Origin of the sequence: Lysinibacillus sp. NPDC096212 (assembly GCF_044763105.1) — a bacterium.
Taxonomy (GTDB): Bacteria; Bacillota; Bacilli; order Bacillales_A; family Planococcaceae; genus Lysinibacillus.
On the sequence record NZ_JBIWFQ010000020.1, the window covers coordinates 35,311 to 58,191 of the forward strand.

Annotated in this window: 21 protein-coding genes and 1 riboswitch; of the genes, 8 read left to right on the forward strand and 13 right to left on the reverse strand. The window is 38.4% G+C overall.

Annotation, left to right across the window (positions count from 1 at the left end; genetic code table 11):
• Nucleotides 1–37 precede the first annotated feature (37 nt).
• Nucleotides 38–742: a response regulator gene (locus ACIQ7T_RS18280; protein ID WP_370076979.1), complete on the reverse strand. Its 705-nt coding sequence runs from the start codon at nucleotides 740–742 to the stop codon at nucleotides 38–40.
• Nucleotides 743–2,344, reverse strand: a complete 1,602-nt coding sequence (locus ACIQ7T_RS18285; protein ID WP_370076977.1) for an ATP-binding protein — start codon at nucleotides 2,342–2,344, stop codon at nucleotides 743–745. It lies immediately after the preceding gene.
• A gap of 439 nt (nucleotides 2,345–2,783) precedes the next feature.
• On the opposite strand from ACIQ7T_RS18285, the gene ACIQ7T_RS18290 reads away from it, so the two are divergent.
• Entirely contained in the window at nucleotides 2,784–4,046 is a 1,263-nt protein-coding gene (locus ACIQ7T_RS18290) for a dicarboxylate/amino acid:cation symporter (protein ID WP_370076975.1), read from the forward strand.
• Between the two features lie 231 nt (nucleotides 4,047–4,277).
• Here ACIQ7T_RS18290 and ACIQ7T_RS18295 read toward each other — a convergent pair whose 3' ends face one another.
• The 4 genes from ACIQ7T_RS18295 to ACIQ7T_RS18310 form a co-directional block, all read right to left on the reverse strand.
• A complete protein-coding gene (locus ACIQ7T_RS18295) occupies nucleotides 4,278–4,757 on the reverse strand; it encodes a hypothetical protein (RefSeq protein WP_370076973.1) in 480 nt (159 codons plus the stop codon).
• 5 nt (nucleotides 4,758–4,762) lie between these two features.
• The gene (locus ACIQ7T_RS18300; RefSeq protein WP_370077040.1) at nucleotides 4,763–5,425 is read right to left on the reverse strand and encodes a potassium channel family protein; all 663 of its coding nucleotides are present in this window, start codon (nucleotides 5,423–5,425) and stop codon (nucleotides 4,763–4,765) included.
• A 431-nt stretch (nucleotides 5,426–5,856) separates the two neighbouring features.
• On the reverse strand, nucleotides 5,857–6,309 hold the full coding sequence (locus ACIQ7T_RS18305; protein ID WP_053483465.1) for a TlpA family protein disulfide reductase: 453 nt from the start codon (nucleotides 6,307–6,309) through the stop codon (nucleotides 5,857–5,859).
• Between the two features lie 474 nt (nucleotides 6,310–6,783).
• The gene (locus ACIQ7T_RS18310; RefSeq protein ID WP_248718040.1) at nucleotides 6,784–7,326 is read right to left on the reverse strand and encodes a peroxiredoxin; all 543 of its coding nucleotides are present in this window, start codon (nucleotides 7,324–7,326) and stop codon (nucleotides 6,784–6,786) included.
• A 406-nt stretch (nucleotides 7,327–7,732) separates the two neighbouring features.
• On the opposite strand from ACIQ7T_RS18310, the gene ACIQ7T_RS18315 reads away from it, so the two are divergent.
• The 7 genes from ACIQ7T_RS18315 (at nucleotide 7,733) to thiW (ending at nucleotide 14,496) form a co-directional block, all read left to right on the forward strand.
• Complete coding sequence (locus tag ACIQ7T_RS18315) at nucleotides 7,733–8,275, forward strand: helix-turn-helix domain-containing protein (protein WP_079559677.1); 543 nt, start codon at nucleotides 7,733–7,735, stop codon at nucleotides 8,273–8,275.
• A 17-nt stretch (nucleotides 8,276–8,292) separates the two neighbouring features.
• Nucleotides 8,293–9,399: an ABC transporter ATP-binding protein gene (locus tag ACIQ7T_RS18320; RefSeq protein ID WP_370076967.1), complete on the forward strand. Its 1,107-nt coding sequence runs from the start codon at nucleotides 8,293–8,295 to the stop codon at nucleotides 9,397–9,399.
• Nucleotides 9,389–10,201 (forward strand): ABC transporter permease, encoded by an 813-nt coding sequence (locus tag ACIQ7T_RS18325; protein WP_370076965.1) that lies wholly within the window; start codon nucleotides 9,389–9,391, stop codon nucleotides 10,199–10,201. Before ACIQ7T_RS18320 ends, ACIQ7T_RS18325 begins: the two co-directional genes overlap by 11 nt.
• The gene (locus ACIQ7T_RS18330) at nucleotides 10,198–10,995 is read left to right on the forward strand and encodes an ABC transporter permease (RefSeq protein ID WP_370076963.1); all 798 of its coding nucleotides are present in this window, start codon (nucleotides 10,198–10,200) and stop codon (nucleotides 10,993–10,995) included. The genes ACIQ7T_RS18325 and ACIQ7T_RS18330 overlap by 4 nt, the downstream gene beginning before the upstream one ends.
• Entirely contained in the window at nucleotides 10,992–12,065 is a 1,074-nt protein-coding gene (locus tag ACIQ7T_RS18335; RefSeq protein ID WP_370076961.1) for an ABC transporter substrate-binding protein, read from the forward strand. The genes ACIQ7T_RS18330 and ACIQ7T_RS18335 overlap by 4 nt, the downstream gene beginning before the upstream one ends.
• A gap of 431 nt (nucleotides 12,066–12,496) precedes the next feature.
• Nucleotides 12,497–13,693: an MFS transporter gene (locus ACIQ7T_RS18340; RefSeq protein WP_370076959.1), complete on the forward strand. Its 1,197-nt coding sequence runs from the start codon at nucleotides 12,497–12,499 to the stop codon at nucleotides 13,691–13,693.
• Nucleotides 13,694–13,760: 67 nt separating this feature from the next.
• Nucleotides 13,761–13,868, forward strand: a riboswitch (TPP riboswitch).
• 127 nt (nucleotides 13,869–13,995) lie between these two features.
• Nucleotides 13,996–14,496 carry an energy coupling factor transporter S component ThiW gene (gene thiW / locus ACIQ7T_RS18345; RefSeq protein ID WP_402872305.1) on the forward strand — a complete coding sequence of 167 codons (501 nt, stop codon included), beginning with the start codon at nucleotides 13,996–13,998 and terminating at the stop codon, nucleotides 14,494–14,496.
• 81 nt (nucleotides 14,497–14,577) lie between these two features.
• On the opposite strand, the gene ACIQ7T_RS18350 is transcribed toward thiW, so the two are convergent.
• The 7 genes from ACIQ7T_RS18350 to ACIQ7T_RS18380 form a co-directional block, all read right to left on the reverse strand.
• Nucleotides 14,578–15,057, reverse strand: coding sequence for an EVE domain-containing protein (locus ACIQ7T_RS18350; RefSeq protein WP_370076955.1), 480 nt, complete (start codon nucleotides 15,055–15,057; stop codon nucleotides 14,578–14,580).
• 15 nt (nucleotides 15,058–15,072) lie between these two features.
• Nucleotides 15,073–15,396, reverse strand: a complete 324-nt coding sequence (locus ACIQ7T_RS18355; protein WP_370076953.1) for a hypothetical protein — start codon at nucleotides 15,394–15,396, stop codon at nucleotides 15,073–15,075.
• Nucleotides 15,397–15,755: 359 nt separating this feature from the next.
• Entirely contained in the window at nucleotides 15,756–16,178 is a 423-nt protein-coding gene (locus ACIQ7T_RS18360; protein ID WP_370076951.1) for a MarR family winged helix-turn-helix transcriptional regulator, read from the reverse strand.
• Between the two features lie 491 nt (nucleotides 16,179–16,669).
• Nucleotides 16,670–19,267, reverse strand: a complete 2,598-nt coding sequence (locus ACIQ7T_RS18365) for a VWA domain-containing protein (protein WP_402872310.1) — start codon at nucleotides 19,265–19,267, stop codon at nucleotides 16,670–16,672.
• On the reverse strand, nucleotides 19,251–20,996 hold the full coding sequence (locus ACIQ7T_RS18370; RefSeq protein WP_402872313.1) for a vWA domain-containing protein: 1,746 nt from the start codon (nucleotides 20,994–20,996) through the stop codon (nucleotides 19,251–19,253). Before ACIQ7T_RS18370 ends, ACIQ7T_RS18365 begins: the two co-directional genes overlap by 17 nt.
• Nucleotides 20,997–21,007: 11 nt before the next feature.
• On the reverse strand, nucleotides 21,008–21,883 hold the full coding sequence (locus ACIQ7T_RS18375; protein WP_370076945.1) for a DUF58 domain-containing protein: 876 nt from the start codon (nucleotides 21,881–21,883) through the stop codon (nucleotides 21,008–21,010).
• A complete protein-coding gene (locus ACIQ7T_RS18380; protein ID WP_370076943.1) occupies nucleotides 21,880–22,875 on the reverse strand; it encodes an AAA family ATPase in 996 nt (331 codons plus the stop codon). Before ACIQ7T_RS18380 ends, ACIQ7T_RS18375 begins: the two co-directional genes overlap by 4 nt.
• Nucleotides 22,876–22,881: the final 6 nt, after the last annotated feature.

Consider the following 22,881-nt stretch of genomic DNA (forward strand, 5'->3'; position numbering starts at 1 on the left):
AGATGTATTAAACAGCTCTATAAGACACTCATTCGGATTAAATATAATATCGATGGATAGGACGTCCCACACTTCCATATTGTATATCCACCTTTAATAAATTTTGTTTTTCTAAAAAATCCAGGTAACGTCGAGCTGTTACACGAGCTGCTCCAATATACGTTGACACTTCTTCCGCTGATACGGCTCCGTCACTCTCTTGAATGTAGGCAAGCACCTTGTCTAATGTTGCTCGATTAAAACCCTTTGGTAGCTCGTCAATTATTATCGTCTCAGTGATCGGAGGAACAACTATTTGTTCAGAAATACGTTGCTGCATTAGATGATCTACATCATGCTGTGTTAGATCTTGCATACCACTTATTTTCTTTCTATAACCTTGATAATTCTTTAAAGTCTGTTCAATTCGTTCAAACGTAAAAGGTTTCATAATATAATCATAGACACCTAGGTGTAATATTCTCTGCACAGTAGGCATATCATTCGCAGCAGTTACGGCAATAACATCAACTGGAATATGTTCTTCACGAATTTTTCCTAGCGTAATAATACCATCCTGCTCTGGCATAAAAATATCCATAAAGACAAGGTCAGGGTTTAATTGTTTAATCTTCTCTATCCCTTCTATCCCATTACCAGCATAGCCTATCAATGAAAATCCTGTGATTTGCTCAATAAATTGCCTGTTCACTTCTCGTACCATTGGATCATCTTCAATTAATAACACATTTATTACATCCATCTACTCTTCCCCTAACTCAAATAAGATTAAGAAACTTGTCCCTTTCATAAATTCACTCACTACCTCAATATCGCCATTACCTTTTCTTACGATTTCATGTATTAAATGCAAGCCGATACCGCGATTCTCACTTGCCTTTGTAGAAAATCCATTTTCAAACATACGAACTTGAACCTCTTCAGACATCCCAATTCCATTATCAGAAACAGCAATTGCTAGCACACCGTCATGCTCATCTACAGAAATCGCTACATATTTATCATCCTTCGAAAGAACATTTAGCGCTTCAAAGGCATTTTCAATTAAATTTCCTAACAAGACGACAAAATCGTGGTGATCTAATAATGGGGGAAAGCTTTTAAAATGACTTTTTCGATCGATTTCTACTTGTATGCCTAATTCCTTGCCATAACTAACTTTACTAAGCAATAATCCTGAAATATTTTCATTATGAAAGCGTTCATTCAAAAACTTCGTTAAAGAAGCTTCATTTTCAGTAGTAGCTGTAACGTATTCAAGTGCTTGCTTTGTATGTCCCAATTGTAGAAGTCCTGCAATAGTATGAAGCTTATTTTTATGCTCATGTGTTTGTACACGCAGTGCTTGCACAAAAGCTTTAACACCTGTTACCTCTTCCGCAAGCTTTTTCACGGCTGTTAAATCTTTAAACATAGCAACTGCTCCCACTAACTCACCATTTACGATAATCGGGACACGATTACTCAAAATACTATGATGATTGATGTAGAGCTCTTGATCGTATACCGGCGTTGCCGTTTCAACAATTTCAGGCAATCGTGTGTCAGGCAAAACATCATAAATCTTTTCCCCGATACAATCCTCTATCTTTCTAGCAACTCCTAATATATCAGCTGCTTTTTCATTAAAAATTGTAATATTCATTCCTTTATCGACTGCTATAATGCCTTCATGCATAGCATTGAACGTTTCTGTTCGTTCCACATACATCTTGGCAATCTCATGAGGCTCAAGCCCAAACATTTGCTTTTTAATATGTCGGCCAAGTGTATATGCCCCCCAAATACTAAAAACAAGCGATATAAGAATAGTAATAAAAATTTCATGCTCATAATTTTGCAACATTTCTATAAAAGTTGGCAGTGAATACCCTACAACGACAATGCCTACTTGTTCTTTTTTGTCATCAATAATAGGGACAAAAGCTCGAATCATTACACCCGCTTCCCCTTGCGCCTTCGATATATAATAATGCTCACTAAAGGAAGCATTTAAATCCTGTGATTCACTACGCTTCCCTATTTCTTTACTAACTGGGTGAGATAGTTTAATACGATCCATATTCATTACAACAATATACTCCGCTTTATTAACAACACGAATTCCATCTACAATTTTATTGACATTTTTCGCAGCTTCTTTAATATTGTCATTTTTCAAATGCATACTGATTTCTGGCACATTTGATACAGTCCGCGCTACGAGCATAGCACGCTGACCAAACTCCTTTTCTTGCTCAGTTAAGAGGTTTCCAAGTACAAAAATGCCACCAAGTAAAAAGGAGAATGCAATGATTAAAAATGTCACTAGCAGGATTTTGCCGTTTACAGGCATTTTTATCATTTAATATTCCTTCCTTTCCAAATCTCTGCATTTCACTATTAAAGAAGTTTAATGGGATGATTTTACTCATGCTCAGAATGTAACTTCTATCAATGATATGCTTTTAAGATTATCTTCAAAAAAATCTTTTGACAACACTTTTAGTTGACATAAGTAGGAGAAAGTCATGAACTTAATGAACAATATTACAAAAAATTGACATAAAACTAAATTTTCTTTCATTAATTATTTTTGTATTATAACAATAGTAAATTATTTGCAGAGTATCATAACAGCTTGAGTTATTGAAAACACTACGTTTTATTTAAAATATGGATGAATGTACTTAATGAACGATATGTTTCTTATTTTCTAAATCTCTTTTTTCTAAAAAGATTCGCTATGATAATTCTAGTGAAAACGATATCAAAGAGAAAATTTAGAAAAGAGGTAGCATAAAGTGAAATTACTGAAAAATCTGACTGTTCAGGTTATAGTTGCGATTATTCTAGGGGTGATTGTTGGGGCTATCTTCCCTGAGTTTGGTGCAAGCCTTAAAATCCTGGCTGACTTATTCATTAAGCTAATTAAAATGTTAATCGCCCCTATTATCTTCTTAACAGTTGTAATCGGAATCGGTAGTATGGGGGATATGAAAAAAGTTGGAAAGATCGGAGGAAAGGCGTTACTGTATTTCGAAATTGTCTCTACCATTGCCTTAGCAATCGGTATTGCTGTTGCATTAATTGTTAGCCCTGGTACAGGTTTAGATACATCAGGTGCTTCCGAAGCCGATATCTCAAAATATACAACTGCTGCAGCAGAGTCTGAGCAAGGCTTAGGTGCTTTCATCTCTAGCATTATTCCTGAAAACGTTGTAGGTGCACTTGCAACAGGACAATTACTTCCTGTGTTATTCTCTGCAATATTGTTCGGCTTAGCTGCTGCTTCTATTGGAGCACCTGCAAAACCTGTCATCACATTTTTTGAACAAGTGGCAGAAATTTTCTTCAAAATCGTAAGTATGGTGATGAAAATATCTCCAATAGGTGCTTTTGGTGCAATGGCCTTTACGATTGGTAATTTTGGCTTGAAATCGTTAGGCAACTTAGGTCTATTAATGGCCGCAGTATACATTACAATGTTCTTATTCGTAGTTTTTGTTTTAGGAACGATCGCAAAATTTTTCGGCTTCAACATTTTTAAATTTATCGCTTATATAAAAGAGGAGATTTTCTTAGTAATTGGTACTTCATCATCTGAATCTGCCTTGCCATCTATGATGCGTAAATTAGAAAACTTTGGTTGCTCTAAACAAGTTGTTGGATTAGTAGTACCAACCGGTTATTCCTTCAATCTTGATGGAACGTCCATCTACCTATCAATGGCTGCATTATTTATTGCACAAGCATACGGAATGGATTTGACGTGGATTCAAATCATTACACTTCTTGGAATTTTAATGATTACATCTAAAGGAGCCGCTGGTGTAACAGGTTCTGGTTTTATCACATTAGCAGCAACACTTGCTGCTTTCCCAATGATTCCAGTTGAAGGAATTGCGCTATTAATTGGTGTTGACCGCTTCATGTCTGAGGCACGTGCCGTAACAAATTTAATTGGTAACGGTGTAGCTTGTGTAGTCGTATCGAAATCTGAAAAAGAGTTTGATATAGAAATGCAAGAGCGTGCACTTCAAGGAAAAAATACTATTGTGTCCTAAGAACAATTCACTAAAGCGCTCGTTTACATCCGACAAGCGCCGGAGAGCCCCTCGGGGCAAAAGTAAACGCTAATCCACTTTTGCCCGAGGGATCGAAGCGACCTAGAGGTTGTAGCGGTTAGCCTAGACACCTACTATGTTCTAAGTTATCTACAGGCAAAGGGTCTATATTTTCCTTAACTACAAGAAAGGGTAGTGATGACAGCTAGTTGCTGTTTTCACTACTCCTTTTTATTTAACATATTGTTCAAGCAAACGTTGCGTATTTGTTGATTGTTCAAGTGCTTTTTTCTCTTTTGCCCAATATATCAAATATTGCTGATCCCCAACATTAAAAACCATCTGCTGTAATTCTTCACTTAGCTCAGAGCTAATCGCGACCTTTAAAATATCTACCTCATATAAAGGCTCTCCTTTAATTTCGTAGACAATATGATAAAGTGGTTTTTCTTCAAATATAGCTCGTTCTTTTTTACTTAGTTTCTTAACATGGCTTAGCGGATAGTTTTCAATATTAGCTGTTGCATCTTGACCTGTTGCTCGAAATAAAGATTGCTCTCCTTTAAATAGCTCGATTGCATCAATTTCTGCTGTATGATCTAAAATGCGAGAAATAGCCTCTTCCTCATTTTTGTCGCGAGATTGTAATGTAAAGGCGACAATAAGAATAATTGCAGCAAATATAACTAGTTTCCATCTTCGTTTATTCATTTTCATTACCCATTCAATGCCTTTTTGACAAAGCGGTTAATATCTACATCCGCCCCAATGACAAGCATTATATCTCCCAGCAAAATTTTATCACTCGCCTGTGGAGATACGATGATATCTGGACCACGCTTAAGACCTACAATATTAATCCCGTACTTTGCACGAATATCTAGATCCATAATAGAGTAACCTGCAATCGCATCATTGGCCTTAAGCTCCATAATTGAATGTTCATCTGAAAGCTCTAAATAATCGAGCACTGTATTAGACAACATATTATTGGCAATACGTATCCCCATATCACGCTCAGGATGCACGACAAAATCTGCGCCAATTTTACGCAGAACTTTTTCATGGTAATCATTCTGAGCCTTTACAGTAATCTGCTGAACACCAATTTCTTTTAAAATAATAGTCGACAAAATACTAGCCTGAATATTTTCACCAATCGCTACGATAACATGCTCAAAATTACGAATACCTAATGAAATTAATACCGATTCATCCGTCGAATCTGCGATAACGGCCTGCGTGGCAATCGAAGCAAACTCGTCCACCCGCTCTGAGGAATGATCTATCGCCATAACTTGTGCGCCTTGACTCATTAGTTCTCGAACAATACTTCCTCCAAAACGACCCAGTCCAATGACAGCAAACTCTTTTTTCATCATTAATAATCCCTCCGAAAACTACTATACCATTATTGTAACGTATTCTCTGCTATATGTATCGTCAAAACAAGAGACTATTCGTCAATAAAAGACAATCCTTGGACAGGATCGTTCTGCCTAGTGGCTTTCTTGTTCGGTTGTCGTTAGGATTTGATCGGGTGAGAGACGAAACTGCTCGGGTTGACCGAGGAAGTGATCAGGTTTGCCATAAAACTACTCGGGTTGCCGAGGAAGTAATCCGGCCAACCCCTTTTCCGCTCTGGTCACTTCTCCATCGGCTTGCTTTTTTTCAATCAGCTTGACTCATTGATCGCTCAAGGTACGTCACATATAGTGAGCTTCATAATAATCCCGTAGTGGACACTAACATTGTGTTTTCCATAAAAAAAGACGAGGAGTAAAATATCCCCGCCTCGTTTTCTACTATTTTATGCGTTGCGCATTTCATCTAAAACGCGATTCACACGTTTTTCTAGCATTTTCATACCGCTACCACCAGCTTGCATATGACGAAGCTGACCATCTTTATCGAAAACAAAATACGCAGGTACGTATTGGTTTTCAAATGCATCTGTCAGCTTTAATTCGCTATCTACAAAGATTGGTTGCACAATGTCATGCTCTGCTGCTACCGATTTGATTGTTTCTAAATTTGTATCTTCCTCAGAACGTGGCATATGCACTGCGATAACGTTTAACTCATCTTTGTATTGATCACGGAAATTGTTCACATCCGGCATTGCCTCTTTACATAGATGGCAACTAACTGACCAGAAGTGGATTAATGTTGGCTTTTCGCCTACTAAATCCGCTTTTGTTACTTCACCATTTAACCAAGTCGTTGCGCCTACAAGTTCAGGCATTTGTTCACGAAGTTTCATAAAACATTCTCCTTTTTCCTTTTTCTAGGATCATTATCAAAACGTGTGGTTGATTTCCGTTCCGGCTAGGCGCTTTGTAGCTGCCGCTTTGCTTTCGCTACAGAAAACAATTGCCGCTGACGCTTCGCTTTCGCTACAGAAAACAATTGCCGCTGACGCTTCGCTTTCGCGCAGATAAAACATTTGCTGCCGCTACGTTAGCACTACGCTTTCGCACAGAAAACATCCGCTTCGCTGCAGGGTCTCGGGCCAGCACGATGCTGGTCACGAAGGCGTTATCACAGGACGTGATGGTTTTAGCCTTCGTTCCTCTATTGCTAATCCCCCAAGGAGTCGCCTAGCCTCCACTCCAACGTTTTAACAAAAGTCATCCCCAATTTTTGGTGATGAACCTTTTTCTCTATCAAGTTTAAAAAAATCCCCACAAACTTACTGTGGGGACTCTTTATTTGTTGAATGATCTAAAACTCTAAATTATAGAGTTGCTTGACCTGGGCGCCAGTTTGCTGGGCAAAGACCACCAGTTTGTAAAGCTTGAAGTACACGTAAAGTTTCGTCTACATCACGGCCGATGTTGTTATCGAATACTGTTTGGTATTTTAATTCACCTTCTGGGTTGATGATGAATAAGCCGCGTAGTGCGATACCTTCTTCTTCAATTAATACACCATATTCTTGTGAAATTTGGTGATTTGTATCTGCTGCTAATGGGTATTTTAACTCACCAAGACCATTTTTAGTGCGGTCAGTGTTAATCCAAGCTAAGTGAGTGTGGATTGTATCAGTAGAAACACCGATTACTTCTGCATCTAAGTCTTCGAACTCATCGTAACGATCGCTCATTGCAGTGATTTCTGTTGGACATACGAAAGTGAAGTCCATTGGATAGAAGAAAAGAACTGTCCATTTGTCTTGTGCTTTAATGTCTTCTAATGATACTTTACCAAATGATTTGTCTGGAAGTACTGCTTCCATTGTAAAGTCAGGTGCTTGTTTACCTACCATGCGTTCTGCCATTATAAATCCCTCCGATTAAATATGTAGTGTATATATTCCATTCGCACCAGCGAACTCGTCTTCTACGATAACAGAGTAATCGTAGTTTTTCAAACAAGTAAACTTCACAAAAGTGCTCACATTAAATTATCTGACAAATTTCCGTCAAATCCCTAAATGGAATAACTGCTACAGCCTATTCATTAGCTATTTTTAACAATTTTATTCTTATTTAAACGAAATTTTTCTATGCGGTATTTATGTATAATTTCTAAAAATTTCATCTACTTTTTTTTCATTAAAAACGATTGCAAATTCTTTATTATTATGTATAATTGTAATGGTTTTAGTAAACTAAAAGTTTCGTTAAAGTAAACTTCGTATTTCAAAAGTTTATGATTGCTAAACTTCTTCTAGGAGGGAAAAGATGCAAATAGGAGCAAAAATCAAAGCGCTTCGTTTAAAAAAAGGTCTTACCCAAGAGGAGCTTGGAGAACGTACAGATTTAAGTAAAGGGTATATTTCACAATTAGAACGTGATCTAAATTCACCTTCCATTGAAACACTATTTTCACTATTAGAGGTTTTAGGGTCAACACCTAAGGAATTTTTCGATGATGGAGCACCTGAACAAAAGGTTGTATATACAGAGGAAGATCAATCCACTTATACAGATGAAGAAAAGAAATATGAAATTCAGTGGCTGATTCCTACATCAAATGAAAAAGAAATGGAGCCCATTTTCTTAACACTTGCTGCTGATGGTGAATTTAAGCAGTTTGAACCCTCCCTTTCAGAAACATTTATTTATGTTGTCGAAGGGCGTATTCGTCTCGTTTTAGGAGATGAACAGTACATAGCGAGTGAAGGCAATGCTCTCTATTTTGAAGCGACAGATCATCATCAAATTTTTAATGCACATGCTGATGAAACAAAAATTTTACTTGTCGCAACGGATTCATATTTATAGCTTAAGGAGGCGCATCTATGACAACGAATTCGATTATCCGCTTTGAAAACGTTTCAAAGTCCTATAATGACGGCACGGTCGTCTTAAAAAACATTAACCTGGAGCTAGAAAAGGGCAAATTCTATACACTACTAGGTCCGTCCGGTTGTGGTAAAACAACTATTTTACGTATGATCGCTGGATTCACAGAACCGACAACAGGAAATATCTATTTTCATAATAAAAAAATCAACTCAGTGCCAGCAAATGAACGCCAAGTAAATACTGTTTTTCAAGATTATGCTTTGTTTCCTCATTTAAACGTCTTTGAAAACGTCGCATTTGGGCTTCGTATAAAAAAGCTTCCTGAAAGTGAAATTAAAAACCGTGTTGTTGAAGCATTAAAATTCGTTAACTTAGCAGGCTATGGCAATCGTGAAATTTCTGAAATGTCTGGTGGCCAACGTCAACGTGTTGCAATTGCTCGTGCGATTGTGAACGATCCTGAAGTAATTTTACTCGATGAACCTCTTTCAGCTTTAGATTTAAAGCTACGTACAGAAATGCAATATGAGTTACGTGAGTTACAACAACGCCTTGGGAAAACATTTGTCTTTGTCACACACGATCAAGAAGAAGCACTTGCCATGAGTGATGAAATCTTTGTCTTAAGTGAAGGTGAAATTCAACAATCTGGTACACCGGTAGATATTTATGATGAGCCAATTAACCGCTTCGTTGCTGATTTTATTGGTGAATCAAATATTGTTCCTGGCGTGATGATTGAAGATTTCAAAGTAGAATTTGCTGGTAAAGTTTTTGAATGTGTTGACCAAGGTATGAAGCCAAACGAAAAAATCGATATTGTCATTCGCCCAGAGGATTTAGAAATGACAACAATCGATAAAGGCAAGCTTGTCGTTAAAGTTGATACTCAATTGTTCCGTGGGGTGCATTATGAATTATCTACGTACGACAAAGATGGCAATGAATGGCTCGTGCATTCATTGAAAAAAGCTGAGGTAGGGACAGAAATTGGTTTAGACTTTGATCCAGAAGCAATTCATGTAATGCGCTTAAATGAAACAGAAGAAGAATTCGACAAACGTTTAGAGGCGTATGGAGACGACGAAGATGCAAACTAAGACTTCGAAATCAGCCTTATTTCCATATGTTTTATGGATTGCGTTTTTCGTTATCGCGCCGATTGCACTCGTTGTTTACTATTCCCTACTAGATATACATGGCAATTTCACGCTCGATAACTATAAAGCATTCTTTACTTCTGTCTATTTAAAAATGACATTAAGTTCATTCTGGTATGCGTTTTTAATTACGTTCTTTACGTTACTTGTTTCGTATCCAACAGCCTATTTTTTAACGAAGACGAAACATAAACAGCTTTGGCTTTTACTAATTATTATTCCTTCTTGGATTAATCTTTTGTTAAAAACATATGCCTTTATCGGGATTTTCGGCTTGTACGGTCCATTAAATGCATTTATCGAAGTATTTGGTTTTGATCCGAAGCAAATGCTATTCACTGACATTAGCTTTGTGTTCGTATCCGTTTATATTTTTATTCCATTTATGATTTTACCGATTTTCAACTCATTGGATCGTTTAAATCCGGCTCTTGTTTATGCCGCACGTGATTTGGGGGCATCTGCCTTTACTACATTCCGTCGCGTTATATTGCCTTTAACAATGGACGGTGTTAAATCAGGTATTCAAGTTGTATTTATTCCTGCATTATCACTTTTCATGATCACTCGTTTAATTGCAGGAAATCGTGTTATTACACTGGGTACAGCTATTGAACAACAATTCCTTGTAACCCAAAACTGGGGAATGGGTTCAACAATTGCTGTTTTCTTAATTTTATTCATGGTCATCGTTATGTTAATTACAGGACAGAAAAAGGATAAAGGAGGTCGCGTACGATGAAAAAACTATCTGCTACAGCAAGAGTGTATTTAGCGATTGTTTTTATCGTTTTGTATGCACCTATCTTCTATTTAATCTTCTATTCGTTCAATAGTGGCGGATCAATGAATAATTTTGAGTCCTTTACGTTAGAACATTATAAAGCCGTATTTGAGGATTCACGTCTACTCGTAATTCTAATTAATACAGTGATCGTGGCATTACTCTCTGCATTGATTTCTACAATCATTGGGACACTAGGAGCAATTGGCATTGTCACTGTTAAAGATGCAAAAATGCGCAATACACTACTTTCTTTAAACAATGTGTTAATTGTGAGCCCGGATGTCATTATTGGTGCAAGCTTCTTAATTTTATTCACAATGATTGGTATTAAATTAGGATTTACTTCTGTGTTAATAGCACATGTAGCGTTCAGCGTCCCAATTGTTGTACTGATGGTCTTACCGAAACTATTAGAAATGAATAAATCATTAATCGATGCTGCATTAGATTTGGGAGCAACGAAAAAAGATGTCATGATGCGTGTTATTTTACCGTATATTCAACCTGGTATTTTTGCAGGGTTCTTCCTTGCCTTAACATATTCTCTAGATGATTTTGCGGTAACATTTTTCGTGACAGGTAACGGCTTTAGTACTTTATCTGTTGAAATTTACTCAATGGCACGTGCCGGTATTTCCTTAACGGTTAACGCTATTTCTGGTTTAGTATTCTTTGTAACGGTTATCGTCGTAGTTGGCTATTACTTCATTACAAGCCGCGCTAGTAAAAGAACGGGGGGAACTCAATGAAGCAATTAATTCAAGCAACAGTCGCAATCCTTGTCGTTTCCGCCCTTTTGTTCTATGCTGCTGACGCCCTAAGTGCCGGTGGTGGTAAAAGTGGTAAAGATACGTTAACGATCTTTAACTGGGGAGAATATATAGACCCGGATTTGCTGAAGCAATTTGAAAAAGAAACAGGCATTCACGTCATTTATGAAACGTTCGATTCAAATGAAGCAATGATGACAAAAATTCAACAAGGTGGTACAGCTTACGATATCGCAGTACCTTCTGAATATATGATTGAAAAAATGAAGGAAGAAAACTTACTTATTCCTTTAGATAAAACGAAAATCCCTAATTTTAAAAATATTGATCCTTATTTTTTAGATTTACCATTTGATAAGGACAATAAATATTCTGTCCCATATTTCTGGGGAACAGTCGGCATTGTCTATAATCCAAAGCTCGTTGGAAATTTAGACTTCTCATCTTGGAAGGACTTATGGGATCCTTCATTAAAGCGTAAAGTCTTTTTAGTAGACGGTGCACGTGAGGTGATTGGTATGGGCTTAAACAGTCTTGGCTACTCTCTCAACTCTTTAGATGACCAGGAGCTACGTAAAGCTACTGATAAACTAATCACATTGGCGCCAAATGTTAAAGCCATTATCGGGGATGAAATTACACCGTTGATGGTTAATAATGAAGCTACTGTGGCACTCACTTGGTCTGGTCAAGCAGCAGACATGTTATCAGAAAATGAAGATTTAGACTTCGCTGTACCAAAAGAAGGCTCAAACTTATGGTTTGACAATATGGTTATCCCAAAAACGTCAAAAAATATTGATGGTGCACATGCTTTCATTAACTTTATGCTGAAAGCTGAATCGGGTGCTAAAAACGCTGATTATGTAGGCTATTCTACCCCTAATATTGCAGCGATGAAGTTAATGGATAAAGAAGTTGTATCTGATAAACGCTTCTATCCTACTGAAGAACAACGTAAAACATTAGAAGTTTATAAAAACTTAGGTCCTGATTACTTAGGCAAATATAATGAGCTGTTCTTGGAATTTAAAATGAGTATTCGATAACCTATTTTAACCCATTTAAAGCTGTTCTCACGTTAGTAACGTTGAGAACAGCTTTTTCGTTTAGCTGAAGGTAAACTATTTTTAAAAATGGATAAACAAGCAAAATATCAATAAAAGATTCCTTTTATCGACTCATCTCTAATAGATAGGACTGATAATTGTTAAAACTATATCATGTTATAAGTTGATTGGAGTGGAGGCTGGGCGACTCTTGGGGATCAGCGTCACAGATGAGACCCTGCAGCGAAGCGAAGCGGCTCATCGGACGCCCCCAGGAAAGCGCCCAGCCGGAACGGAAATCAACACGCTTATTTTATTTGATCAATAGAATCCTCATAACCTTACTACTAAATCTCAGACTTATAGTCAATAGCAAACGTACAAGCCTTGTGGTAGACTGTAGTATATTTGATTAAAGAAAGGGGTATTCGATGACCCAGCAGAAGTCTAACAAGGCGGCTTTGTATATTTTAATGTTTAATATGTTTATCGCAATGGGGAGTATCGGAATTATTATTCCTGTCATGCCTGATTATTTAAAACTATTTGGTGCTGCAGGACAAGTACTTGGCATGTTGATTGCAACGTTCGCCTTAGCACAATTCGTATTTTCTCCAATTGCTGGGAATCTTTCCGATCAATACGGTCGTAAAAATCTCATTATTTTCGGCCTTATCGTAACAGGACTTGCACAAATTGGATTCGGACTTTCTACAGATGTGTGGATGCTCTTCTTGGCACGCTTTTTAGGTGGCCTTGGATCTGCATTTGTGGCACCTCCTATAATGGCATTTGTGGCTGACATCACAACGTACGAGGAACGCGGAAAAGGTATGGGGATGATAGGGGCAGCAATGTCCTTTGGTTTTATGATCGGACCAGGTATTGGCGGATTCCTCTCAAAAGTTAGTTTGCATTTTCCGTTTTATACTGCTGGATGTGCAGCTATCTTAGCAGCTATTTTATCGTTCTTTTTATTGCCTGCTACAAAACCGAACACTGCTAAAAAAGCACAGAAGCAGGATAATCTTGCAAAGCAGATGGCCCGTTCAGTCCGAATGCCTTATTTTGTCATGCTAATTATCATGCTTGTATTCTCTTTCGGGATTGCTAACTTCCAAACAACATTATCATTATTTGTTACAGACAAGTTTAATTACACACCTACTGATATCGCCATTATATTAGTTATGGGCGGCGCTTTTGGTGTTGTTGTACAGATGTTTGTTATTACACCGCTGTTTAATCGCTTCGGCGAAATGAAAGTAGTGTTAGTCAATTTATTTATTGCAGCCGTTTCGATTTTCTTAATATTATTCGCATCTGGTTTTGCACTTATTTTAATTGTAGCGACCATCTTCTCTACAGCTACGACATTGATTCGCCCAGCCGTCAACACATTGATTTCAAAGCTTGCTGAGAATGAACAGGGCTATGCAGCTGGTCTGAACAATGCTTATATGAGTCTTGGTAATATGATTGGTCCAGCTCTAGCAGGTATATTATTCGATTGGAATATGAACAGTCCTTATATATTCGGGTCTATTATTTTAATGGCTTGTTTCTTCCTTGCCCTTATTTGGACAATGAAAAAAGCACCACATCTTATGCACCCTGATACAAAATAGTCTGAAAAGTTATTGACTATTTTTAGTAGTATGCTACATTAATATGTGAAAAACTAAAAATTCTATTAATTACCACTAGGGGAGTCTTTAAAAGGCTGAGACGTATATTATCATATACGGACCCTTTGAACCTGATCTAGTTCACACTAGCGGAGGGAAGTGCCGACACTTGCTTTTTACTATGTAGATACAAGGCCGCTTCCTATTGTTTTTTAGGAAGCGGCTTTTTTACGCTTTAGCGGCGGAACTCTCCTGTTTAGCGGCGCTAACTATAAAATTCACATTTCAAAGGAGTGGAAATTATGTCAATTCGAAAATTAACAATCATGGCCTTATTAGTAGCAATTGCCGTAGCAGGTTCTACCTTCGTTTCAATACCAACGGGGATTGCGCGTGCCTACCCTGTCCAACATGCCATTAATGTTATCGGTGCTATCATTCTTGGTCCAGTGCCTACTGTTATGGTCGCCTTTGTCACAGCCATTATTCGTATTTTAACAGGCACAGGCTCATTACTAGCTATACCTGGCAGTGTTATTGGCGCTCTATGTGCAGCTCTTGCCTATAAATACAGCGGTAAGCAATGGCTTGCAGGAGTCAGTGAAATGTTGGGGACAGGTATCATTGCCTCACTTATCGCAGTACCTTACGCGCATTTATTAATGGGGACATCCGTTGCTGCTTTATTTTTCATGCCAGCCTTTTTAACTTCAAGTACCATTGGTGCTATGCTAGGCATTGTCGTTGCTAGCAATTTGCGTAAGACAGTATTTGTAACTAACCTTAACACTCAGCTTAAATAACTTGATTTACAGCAATTTAAAAACGTTACTTTCTTTAATGACAATTAATTAAGAAAGTAACGTTTTTTGTTCCAACCTAATTCACCCATACTTCAACGGTAATCCCATTTCATGAGCAATTAATAAAAAGTCTTTTTTGCTTATTTCAAAATGACCAAATCTAAATTTATAGCCATATTTGGATTTGTCCTCTACAAACTCTAAATAATCTAAGATCCTTTTTATTGGCACAGCTTTTGCATCTTTATAAAAGTCTATATCTCTTCTAAAAGGAATAAAATTTTCTGCCATTTGGAACTCGTATATTCGCTCGTCCTTCACTCTTCCAATTGCGGTAAATGCTCTTACAGGCTCATTACCATCTAGACTTCTTTTAGGAGAATAATAAATGATCCAGTCTCCTTTTTGCATTCGTTTCAAAGGTCTTTCTTTACCATGGCATAGCTGGCCGAATCCTCCCTCAACCCCTTTTTGCACATGATTAAGAGATACCACACCAATCCAATATTTCGTGTCTCTTTCAGGTGTAGGAAGGGAATTTTTATTAGGATTTAATGACATAGCTTCCGCCCCCTTTTATTTTGGAATCATCGCCAACGATTTTATTTTTTCATTTTCAAGAATCAACCTTTCTTCCAGAATCACTGGGTTTGGCAAACCATCCCAAGTAGTTAAAACTGTAGCAATACATTCTGTATCATCACCATCAATATTTTGGATAGTTAATTTAAAGCCTTTTGGCATAGGTGACGTGTAAAAGTTTTGTATTTCTTTTCTTCCTTTAAAAATTTCACCTTTAAAATTTTTTAATTCTCCATGATCTACATACATATCAGATAAATCCTGACCCTCTTCTTGCGCTCTTCTCAAATACTCCTTCATAACCTCTACTGCTTTCATTTCTCATCACTCTTTCTTTTTTATTGATATGGTTATCAATTATGCCTCGGCATAATTGTTGCTGTCGCTTCGCTTTCGCACAGATAAACAATGCGTCCGGATTCGGCTTTGTGCTTAGGCCTGCAGATGTTTTTTGTGCGAAAGCGTAGCGGAAGTGGCACCGTTGCAGGTCAGTTAGCCGTTATCGCATGGATGCGATGGTTTTAGGCTAACATCCTTTATTAACTCCTTTCCGAATCCGTGACATCCGCCGGAGGCTTTAGGCCAACACGAAGTTGGTCACTCAGTCGTTGCCACAGGACGTGGCGTTCTTAGACTGAGTTCCTCTATTTCAGCAGGTTGCTGAAAGAAGTTAAACCCTATTCACGATTTTCATATACTTTTTTCAATATGCTTTTCAACAGCTCTTTTTCTTCCAATGATAGTACGTTTAACACTTCATTCTCAGAAATCGAAAGGGTCTTCAATAAATCTTCTGCCAAATTTTCACCATGTTCCGTAAGGCATATTAAATTCTCTCTTCTATTTTCTGGATTTTTCTCCCTATAAACATAATTTCTTTCTTCTAGACCATCGATAAAAAAGCGGACACTATTTTTATCTAACTTTAAAATCTGCCCTATTTGAATTTGACTAAGTTTATTTTCTTTTACAGCAATCATGATCCCGACTTCTCTGGATTTCATTTGATATTTTTCACTAATATATTTCTCGAGGTTTTCCTCCAAAGCCTCTGCTAATTTAAAACTAAGAAACCCAAAAGAATTCATTATATTGGTCATGTCCAAACCTCCAAAATCCATAGTACTTAAAAGTGATAGTAATATTTTATTACTATCATCCATTATTACATTCGTGCATATTATTTACAAGGAAAATTTTTCTTATCACAAAAAAAGATCTCTAGTTTCACAAAAGTAGAAATCTAAAACTCATCATCATATGGTGGTTGATTACCGTTCCGACTGGGCGCTTTGTTGCTGCCGCTACGTTAGCACTACGCTTTCGCACAGAAAACATTCGCTTCGCTGCAGGGTCTCGGGCCAGCACGATGCTGGTCACGAAGGTGTTATCACAGGACGTGATGGTTTTAGCCTTCGTTCCTCTATTGCTAATCCCCAAGGAGTCGCCCAGTCTCCACTCCAATCAACTAATTATTTATGGTATATGCTTTAACAAATGTCATTCCGATCTTTTGGTGATAACTCTAAAATAGAATGACAAAAAAACGATGGCTCATTACTATAAAGCAATGAACCATCGTTTTTAGTTACTAGGATCGTTTTCTCATACCCTTTAATAGCTGGGCAACATTTGTGTCCTCTGCCTGTATCTGTGTTTCCTCTACAGGCTGTTCTTTTTTCTTCGGCCTTGTTAGGAAGCCCCAACCAAAGCGTCGAATAGTAATATCTATGAAGAATAGTAGCATACCTGCCAATAAGAGCCATGTTGCAATATTTTGGCGTTCCGCACCTTTTTTAGTAAATTCACGGAATGCCTCGCTCGGTTCTTTTAAAACGGAGCCGCCTGTTTGCTTTGTTAGCTCTTTGACCAGCTTATCATTCACTGGGCGTAATTCATACTCAGCACTATAAGGTACACTTAAGCCTGCCTGGTAAATGGCATTTTCTTCATCGGCAATGCGGAAGAAGATGAGTCCTGGTTCTGCTTGTACGACTGCTCGAACTTGTGATGCTGAAATTGTTTCAAGCTGTGTATCAAGTTCTTCACCCGCTTCATTGACAGCAACAATATCTAAGAACGCCGCTTCATTTGTTGGGTCAGTGATGACAAATGAGCCGTCTGATTCTAGACGTACATCATAGGCAACATCATTATAGCTTGGTAGCATTTTTGAAATAAGCGTTTGCCAAAATGTGCCCCAATTTTGCCATCTTGCCCAGTCTCCTGTCCATTTTCCTGTCGAATCAGAAGTAAAGGCGAATGTTTTGCCAAGGCCATATTGCCATTCTGCAAGTACTGGATCTTCCTTCTCACTTTCTGCAATAACAGTAGCTCCTTGCTTTGCTGTCGTACCGATATAAGCGTTCATTTTAGGTACACCATCTGTAAATAATGTATTCCAGCCAGCTGCATTAAATATCGTTGGATAGAATGGGTTATCCTCAATATATGTGCGTGAAATCATGGCTGTTTCACGCGATAAAATAGAAGGGATTGTCTGCTCATCAACAACATCGTAGAAACGCCCACTGCCCATCTCGCTAAGCGCTTCAAGTAAGTTAGCATCTGCATCCTGACCAATTGCAACTGTTGAAAGAGTAATGCCATTCTCTTTTCCTTGAGCAATTAAGTCTTCATAGTTACCAGGCTGAGACTGACCATCAGTTAATAGAATAATATGCTTTCGCTGTAGCTTTAAATCAGCTAGATTTTCATAAGCTTTTTCTAGTGAGCCATATATTTCGGTACCACCCCCTGGCGTTACAGATAATATCGTATCTACCGCTTCTTCCTTATTGCTAAGTGGTCCTGCCTCAATAATTTCCCAAGGTCGATCATCAAAGGCAATAAACCCGAGTGTATCCTCTTCTCGTAGCAGTTCAACTGAACGAGCGGCCGCCTCTTTTGCGAGCTCTAGCTTTGCTCCAGACATACTTCCAGAGCGGTCAAGGACAATCACAAGCCCTAATGACGGTAATTGTTCCTTACCTTTAATCTCCATTTCAACAGGTAGTAAAGTTTCGATTGGTGTTTTAAAGTAGCCTCCTAAGCCAAAGCTATTTTCGCCACCGACCATTGTAAAACCGACACCGAAATTTTTCACTGCTTGCTCAATGACATTCATTTTTGCCTCGCCTACTAAATGTCCTGGCACATTATCAAAAATGATGGCATTGTATTGTAAATAACTAGAGAGTTCATTTGGCAGACTGTTAGCATTTACAACATCATAGGCAATTGATTGTTTGCCAAGCGCTGCTGCAATTGGTGATACCGTATCATAGCCATTAACAATTAGTAAATGTGGTTCACTTTGCACCATTGTGACGCTTGTTAATTTATTATTTTCAAAAATGGCATCCTGTTCGACCTGCATGATTGCCTCATATTTTACAAGCCCTTCAGCCGTCGCTGAATGTTTATATGTAAAAATATTTGACCCTTCTGCAAGCTCCACTGCTTCACGGTGAATAAGCTTATCGTTTTCGTATAGCAATAGCTCACCTTGTTCTGCTACAGTTGCATTTATTTCGGCAACTAGCTGCTGTTGCTCACCTACATAAGCAACTTGCGGTGTGACAAAGCTTTTCATAGATACATCCTTAGCAACAGGTTGGTTAAATGGCATTACATCAACACTTATATTTGACCCTTTAAACTTCGATGCAAATTCTAAGGTATCTCCTTTTGTTTCATTGCCATCCGTTAAGAGTACAAGTCGTGTTGCTTTTTTTTGATCTACAATACCTGAAGCAAGCTGTAGACTCTGTTCAATATTTGTTTGATCTGTTGCTTTTATAGCTGTAAACTTCGGCACTTCCTTTAAAGTCTTCGATAAAATGGCTTCCGTTTGTAATGTCGATGAAAAAGAATAAATCCCTGCAAGCTGTTCATCTTTCTTCGACTGTAAACTTTCCGCTATAAAATTGGCCATCTTATCATCTGTCCCATTCATTGAAGCAGAACGATCTACTAAGAATAATACTTGTTCTTCCTTTACGGGCAATAAAATATAGGGTCCTGCAAGTGCAAAAACCAAACAGCATACTGCCACAATGCGAATACCTAGTACGACGATATGACTCTTCTTTAGTCGCTGTCGTTCACGCCAATAGGTCCATCCAAAATACATAAGCAATGGAAGTAAAAGCAACAATGCTAATGGCATATCAATTCGTAAATCCACGACGTCGTTGCACCTCCCACTCTAAAACAAGTAATACCAAAATCATAAGGATCAGCCAAGGTACGAACGAGGTTTTCGATATTTCTTCCTTACCATTGTCTGGAAGCCCTCCAAGTGTATAACTTGTCCCTTTTTCAATCACACGCTCTTGCACTTGGAGCTGTACGATGAAGCGCTTTTCTTCATCTTTTGAGCGAGCTGTATAAATTCCTGGCTTCATTGGAGCTGTTAGTAGACCATTCGAAATAGACGATAAAAACTCTTCTTCCTGCGAATATATACTCCAATCACCTTGCGCTAAAGCAACTGCGCGTTGCTCATTTGGTGTAAAAATACCAAGAGAACCAACTGATGCTGAAAGTTCCTGTTCAGCACTCCATAAAAATAATGGGAATGAAGGATGTAACGGCCAATCTGTATCTGCAATATCAGCTAATACAACGATATCCCCTTCAGGTGAACGCTGAATAAATGGCTGGTCTCCAACTGATGCAATCGTTTTATAGTCATCGAATCCAGGATATACAGCACTGACGTAAATATCTTTTAGCTCACTAAATGCAAACAATGCATCACTTGTTGTACTGATTTCCCCAGTAGCTTCAACCTTCTCAACGTCATCCCGTCCAAATAAAACAATTGGCTTGTCCATCTTTTCGAGTAGCGCCGTCTGATTGGTCACTACTGTAGCATCCTGATTGTCAGCCAGTTGTGAAGATGGAACAATTTTCACGCTACTATTAATCGTTTGCAAACCTTTTTGAATGAGTTGATGCATACTTTGATCCACAACTACTTTTGAAGTAGCTGTTTGTAGCAATACAGGCTGTGAATTATCAACAGCATAATCGTCCTTAGCATCTATTTTGGCAGTCACCGTATCTTCTAACGGTAGATCTTTAAATGTTTTTGTTATGGCTTCATTTGGAGGTAATGCGACACTCTCTGTAACGATCTCCTTACCCTTAACATTTTCTATCGAAAGTTTTACATTTTGCTCTTGGTCCGTATCATTTTGTAACTGTACAAGCGCCATAGCAGATTGTCCATCTGTAGTAGCAACAAAACGTGTCATTGCGATATTTGTTAAATCCTTTGCAGACCCTTTTACGATCCACTTCACCGTATCTTTTTCCATCGGTAATTGCTTTTTATCGAGCGCATCTGTAAAGACATAAATAGATGTTGGTGTATTGCCGACAAAAGCCTGTGCCACATCTAAAGCTTTATTCATTTGAGCTGTCTCATACGTTACTTGTAACTGTTGAATGGCTTTTTCAATATCTTTAGTATTTGTTTCTTGCTGTAATATGGCTTTTGGCGTATTACCTGTTGTAATGAGTGTCACAGGTCTTCCATCAAGCTCATTGACCAATGACAGCATTTCTTTTTTATGTGTATCAAATGTTGACTGCTCTTTCCCTGCTAACATCGTTGCAGAAGTGTCCACTATGAAAATCGTCTGCGCACCAACAATGGTTGACTTTTTAACATATGGATTCATTAATGCTAGTACGAGTAAAAGAAGAGCAAGTAGTTGCAAATAAAGCAGTGCATTTTTTTGTAAATGTTTTAAGTATGGTGACACACGTGTTTCTTGCATAATTTCCGACCAGAAAAGTGTGGAGGATACGGTTTGATCGGTATATTTTTTTCGAAAGAAATAATATAGAAGGACAATGACCGGGATGATGGCCGTCCAGCTAAAAAGTAATTGACTAAAGCCCAATACGGCTCACCTCACCTAATCCAATGTGCTTTTAATAATTGATGGAAGATGGCATGCTGTAATCCATCCTCTACTTTAAGTTGTAATTGTCGAACACCGAAACGTCGACAAATTGCTTCAAATTCCTCTTCATGTAATAAACGTCTTGCCGTATATGTGTCCAGCACTTTAGAAGACATCGTAACATTTACATCTCTGCCCGTTTCACGATCAAGTAAGCGCACATCACCCGTATATTCTGGTGCTATTTCTTCTTGTGTAACTATTTGCAAAATACGGACATCCCCTGCAAAACGTGGTAGCCTTTTTAAAAGTTGCTCCCATTCCTCGATTGGCTCAAGTCCGTCTGTGACAATAAATAGTACGGTACTATCCTTAGGCAATGCTTTGAAAGCTCCTTGTGCGAAGCTATTTGTATAAGTTGCTTGCTCAATCTCGGTGACCAACTGTAAAAAGGCGCGACGATACATAGCACCCTTACGACGAAACGGTGGCTTCACCTCATCCTGTAGAAAAGAAAATGATAAGCGATCATCGCGTCCGAGCACCATTAGGCCAAGTGAGGCGACAATTTGCCGGGCAAAAGTCCATTTTGCTTGATCGCCCATCGATTTAGTTGTATCTAGCAAAATGTGGACGCGCATTTCTTGTTCATCTAAAAAACGTTTAATGAAGTATTTATCAGTTCTCGCAAAGACGTTCCAATCCACCTGACGTACATCATCACCTAAATGATATTCACGAAAATCCGAAAAATCGAGCGATGCCCCAAAGCGTTGCGAACGGTGCGAGCCCTTGTGCTGCCCACGTAATTTGGAGGCCGTTGCCACTTGGAAGCGACTGATTTTCGCTAACCAATCCTCGGGCAATAATAATTTTTGCGTCACCTGCTAACACCTTGCTGTACTTTTTCTAAAATGACATCAATCACATCGTCTGCTGTTTTACCTGAAGCCTCCCCTTCATAATTCAACAGCATCCGGTGGCGTAATACTGGCTTAGCCACTGACTTAATATCTGCTACAGAGACGTGGAAACGTCCATTCATAAGCGCCCTTGCCTTCGCTAATTTGATTAAACTTTGTAAACCTCGAGGGCCGCTACCATACATGGCATATTGCTTGACCTCATCAATGGCATCCACTCTCTCCGGATGTGTAGCCACAACAAGATCCGTCGCAAATTCGAGCATTTCATCAGCAACAAGTACTTCCTTAACCATTTGCTGCGCTTCAATCAGTGCTTCTGTATCCATGATCTTTTGTAAATCAATTTCCTTAGCGCCTGTTGTACGCTTCATAATTTCCATTAGTTCACTTTTCTCAGGATACGGCACTAGAATTTTACATAGGAATCGGTCCATTTGTGCTTCTGGTAAAGGGTATGTTCCCTCCATCTCAATCGGGTTTTGTGTTGCTAACACGAAGAATGGTTTCGCCATCTTCTTTGTATCTCCCAAAATTGTTACAGTTTTTTCACCCATTGCTTCAAGCAGTGCACTTTGTGTTTTTGGTGTTGCGCGGTTAATCTCATCTGCTAATACCATTTGGCTAAAAATTGGACCAGGCTGGAACGTAAATTGCTGCTTGCCATCAGCTGTGCGCTCAATCATGCTTGTCCCTGTAATATCCGCTGGCATTAAATCTGGTGTAAATTGAATTCGTGAAAATGATAAATCTAGTACTTCAGAAATTGTACGAATTAACATCGTTTTCCCTAAACCCGGTAGGCCCTCTAATAATGCATGCCCATCAGCAAGGACTGCGTATAATGTATAATCAATTGCTTCCTCTTGGCCAACGATAAAGCGATGAATTTCTTCCTTTACTTGTTGTAATTTCGTACTCATTTCAACATATTGTTGCTCTGTAAATGCCATTCCTTT

Excerpts from the sequence above, each read along its gene's own strand:
- ACIQ7T_RS18300 (WP_370077040.1), bottom strand. The coding sequence starts at position 5,425 with ATGAAAAAAGAGTTTGCTGTCATTGGACTGGGTCGTTTTGGAGGAAGT.
- ACIQ7T_RS18310 (WP_248718040.1), bottom strand. The coding sequence starts at position 7,326 with ATGGCAGAACGCATGGTAGGTAAACAAGCACCTGACTTTACAATGGAA.
- ACIQ7T_RS18330 (WP_370076963.1), top strand. The coding sequence starts at position 10,198 with ATGAAAAAACTATCTGCTACAGCAAGAGTGTATTTAGCGATTGTTTTT.
- ACIQ7T_RS18320 (WP_370076967.1), top strand. The coding sequence starts at position 8,293 with ATGACAACGAATTCGATTATCCGCTTTGAAAACGTTTCAAAGTCCTAT.
- ACIQ7T_RS18355 (WP_370076953.1), bottom strand. The coding sequence starts at position 15,396 with ATGAAAGCAGTAGAGGTTATGAAGGAGTATTTGAGAAGAGCGCAAGAA.
- ACIQ7T_RS18380 (WP_370076943.1), bottom strand. The coding sequence starts at position 22,875 with ATGGCATTTACAGAGCAACAATATGTTGAAATGAGTACGAAATTACAA.
- ACIQ7T_RS18325 (WP_370076965.1), top strand. The coding sequence starts at position 9,389 with ATGCAAACTAAGACTTCGAAATCAGCCTTATTTCCATATGTTTTATGG.
- ACIQ7T_RS18315 (WP_079559677.1), top strand. The coding sequence starts at position 7,733 with ATGCAAATAGGAGCAAAAATCAAAGCGCTTCGTTTAAAAAAAGGTCTT.
- ACIQ7T_RS18305 (WP_053483465.1), bottom strand. The coding sequence starts at position 6,309 with ATGAAACTTCGTGAACAAATGCCTGAACTTGTAGGCGCAACGACTTGG.
- ACIQ7T_RS18360 (WP_370076951.1), bottom strand. The coding sequence starts at position 16,178 with ATGACCAATATAATGAATTCTTTTGGGTTTCTTAGTTTTAAATTAGCA.
- ACIQ7T_RS18335 (WP_370076961.1), top strand. The coding sequence starts at position 10,992 with ATGAAGCAATTAATTCAAGCAACAGTCGCAATCCTTGTCGTTTCCGCC.
- ACIQ7T_RS18280 (WP_370076979.1), bottom strand. The coding sequence starts at position 742 with ATGGATGTAATAAATGTGTTATTAATTGAAGATGATCCAATGGTACGA.
- ACIQ7T_RS18295 (WP_370076973.1), bottom strand. The coding sequence starts at position 4,757 with ATGAATAAACGAAGATGGAAACTAGTTATATTTGCTGCAATTATTCTT.
- thiW (WP_402872305.1), top strand. The coding sequence starts at position 13,996 with ATGTCAATTCGAAAATTAACAATCATGGCCTTATTAGTAGCAATTGCC.
- ACIQ7T_RS18340 (WP_370076959.1), top strand. The coding sequence starts at position 12,497 with ATGACCCAGCAGAAGTCTAACAAGGCGGCTTTGTATATTTTAATGTTT.
- ACIQ7T_RS18350 (WP_370076955.1), bottom strand. The coding sequence starts at position 15,057 with ATGTCATTAAATCCTAATAAAAATTCCCTTCCTACACCTGAAAGAGAC.
- ACIQ7T_RS18285 (WP_370076977.1), bottom strand. The coding sequence starts at position 2,344 with ATGATAAAAATGCCTGTAAACGGCAAAATCCTGCTAGTGACATTTTTA.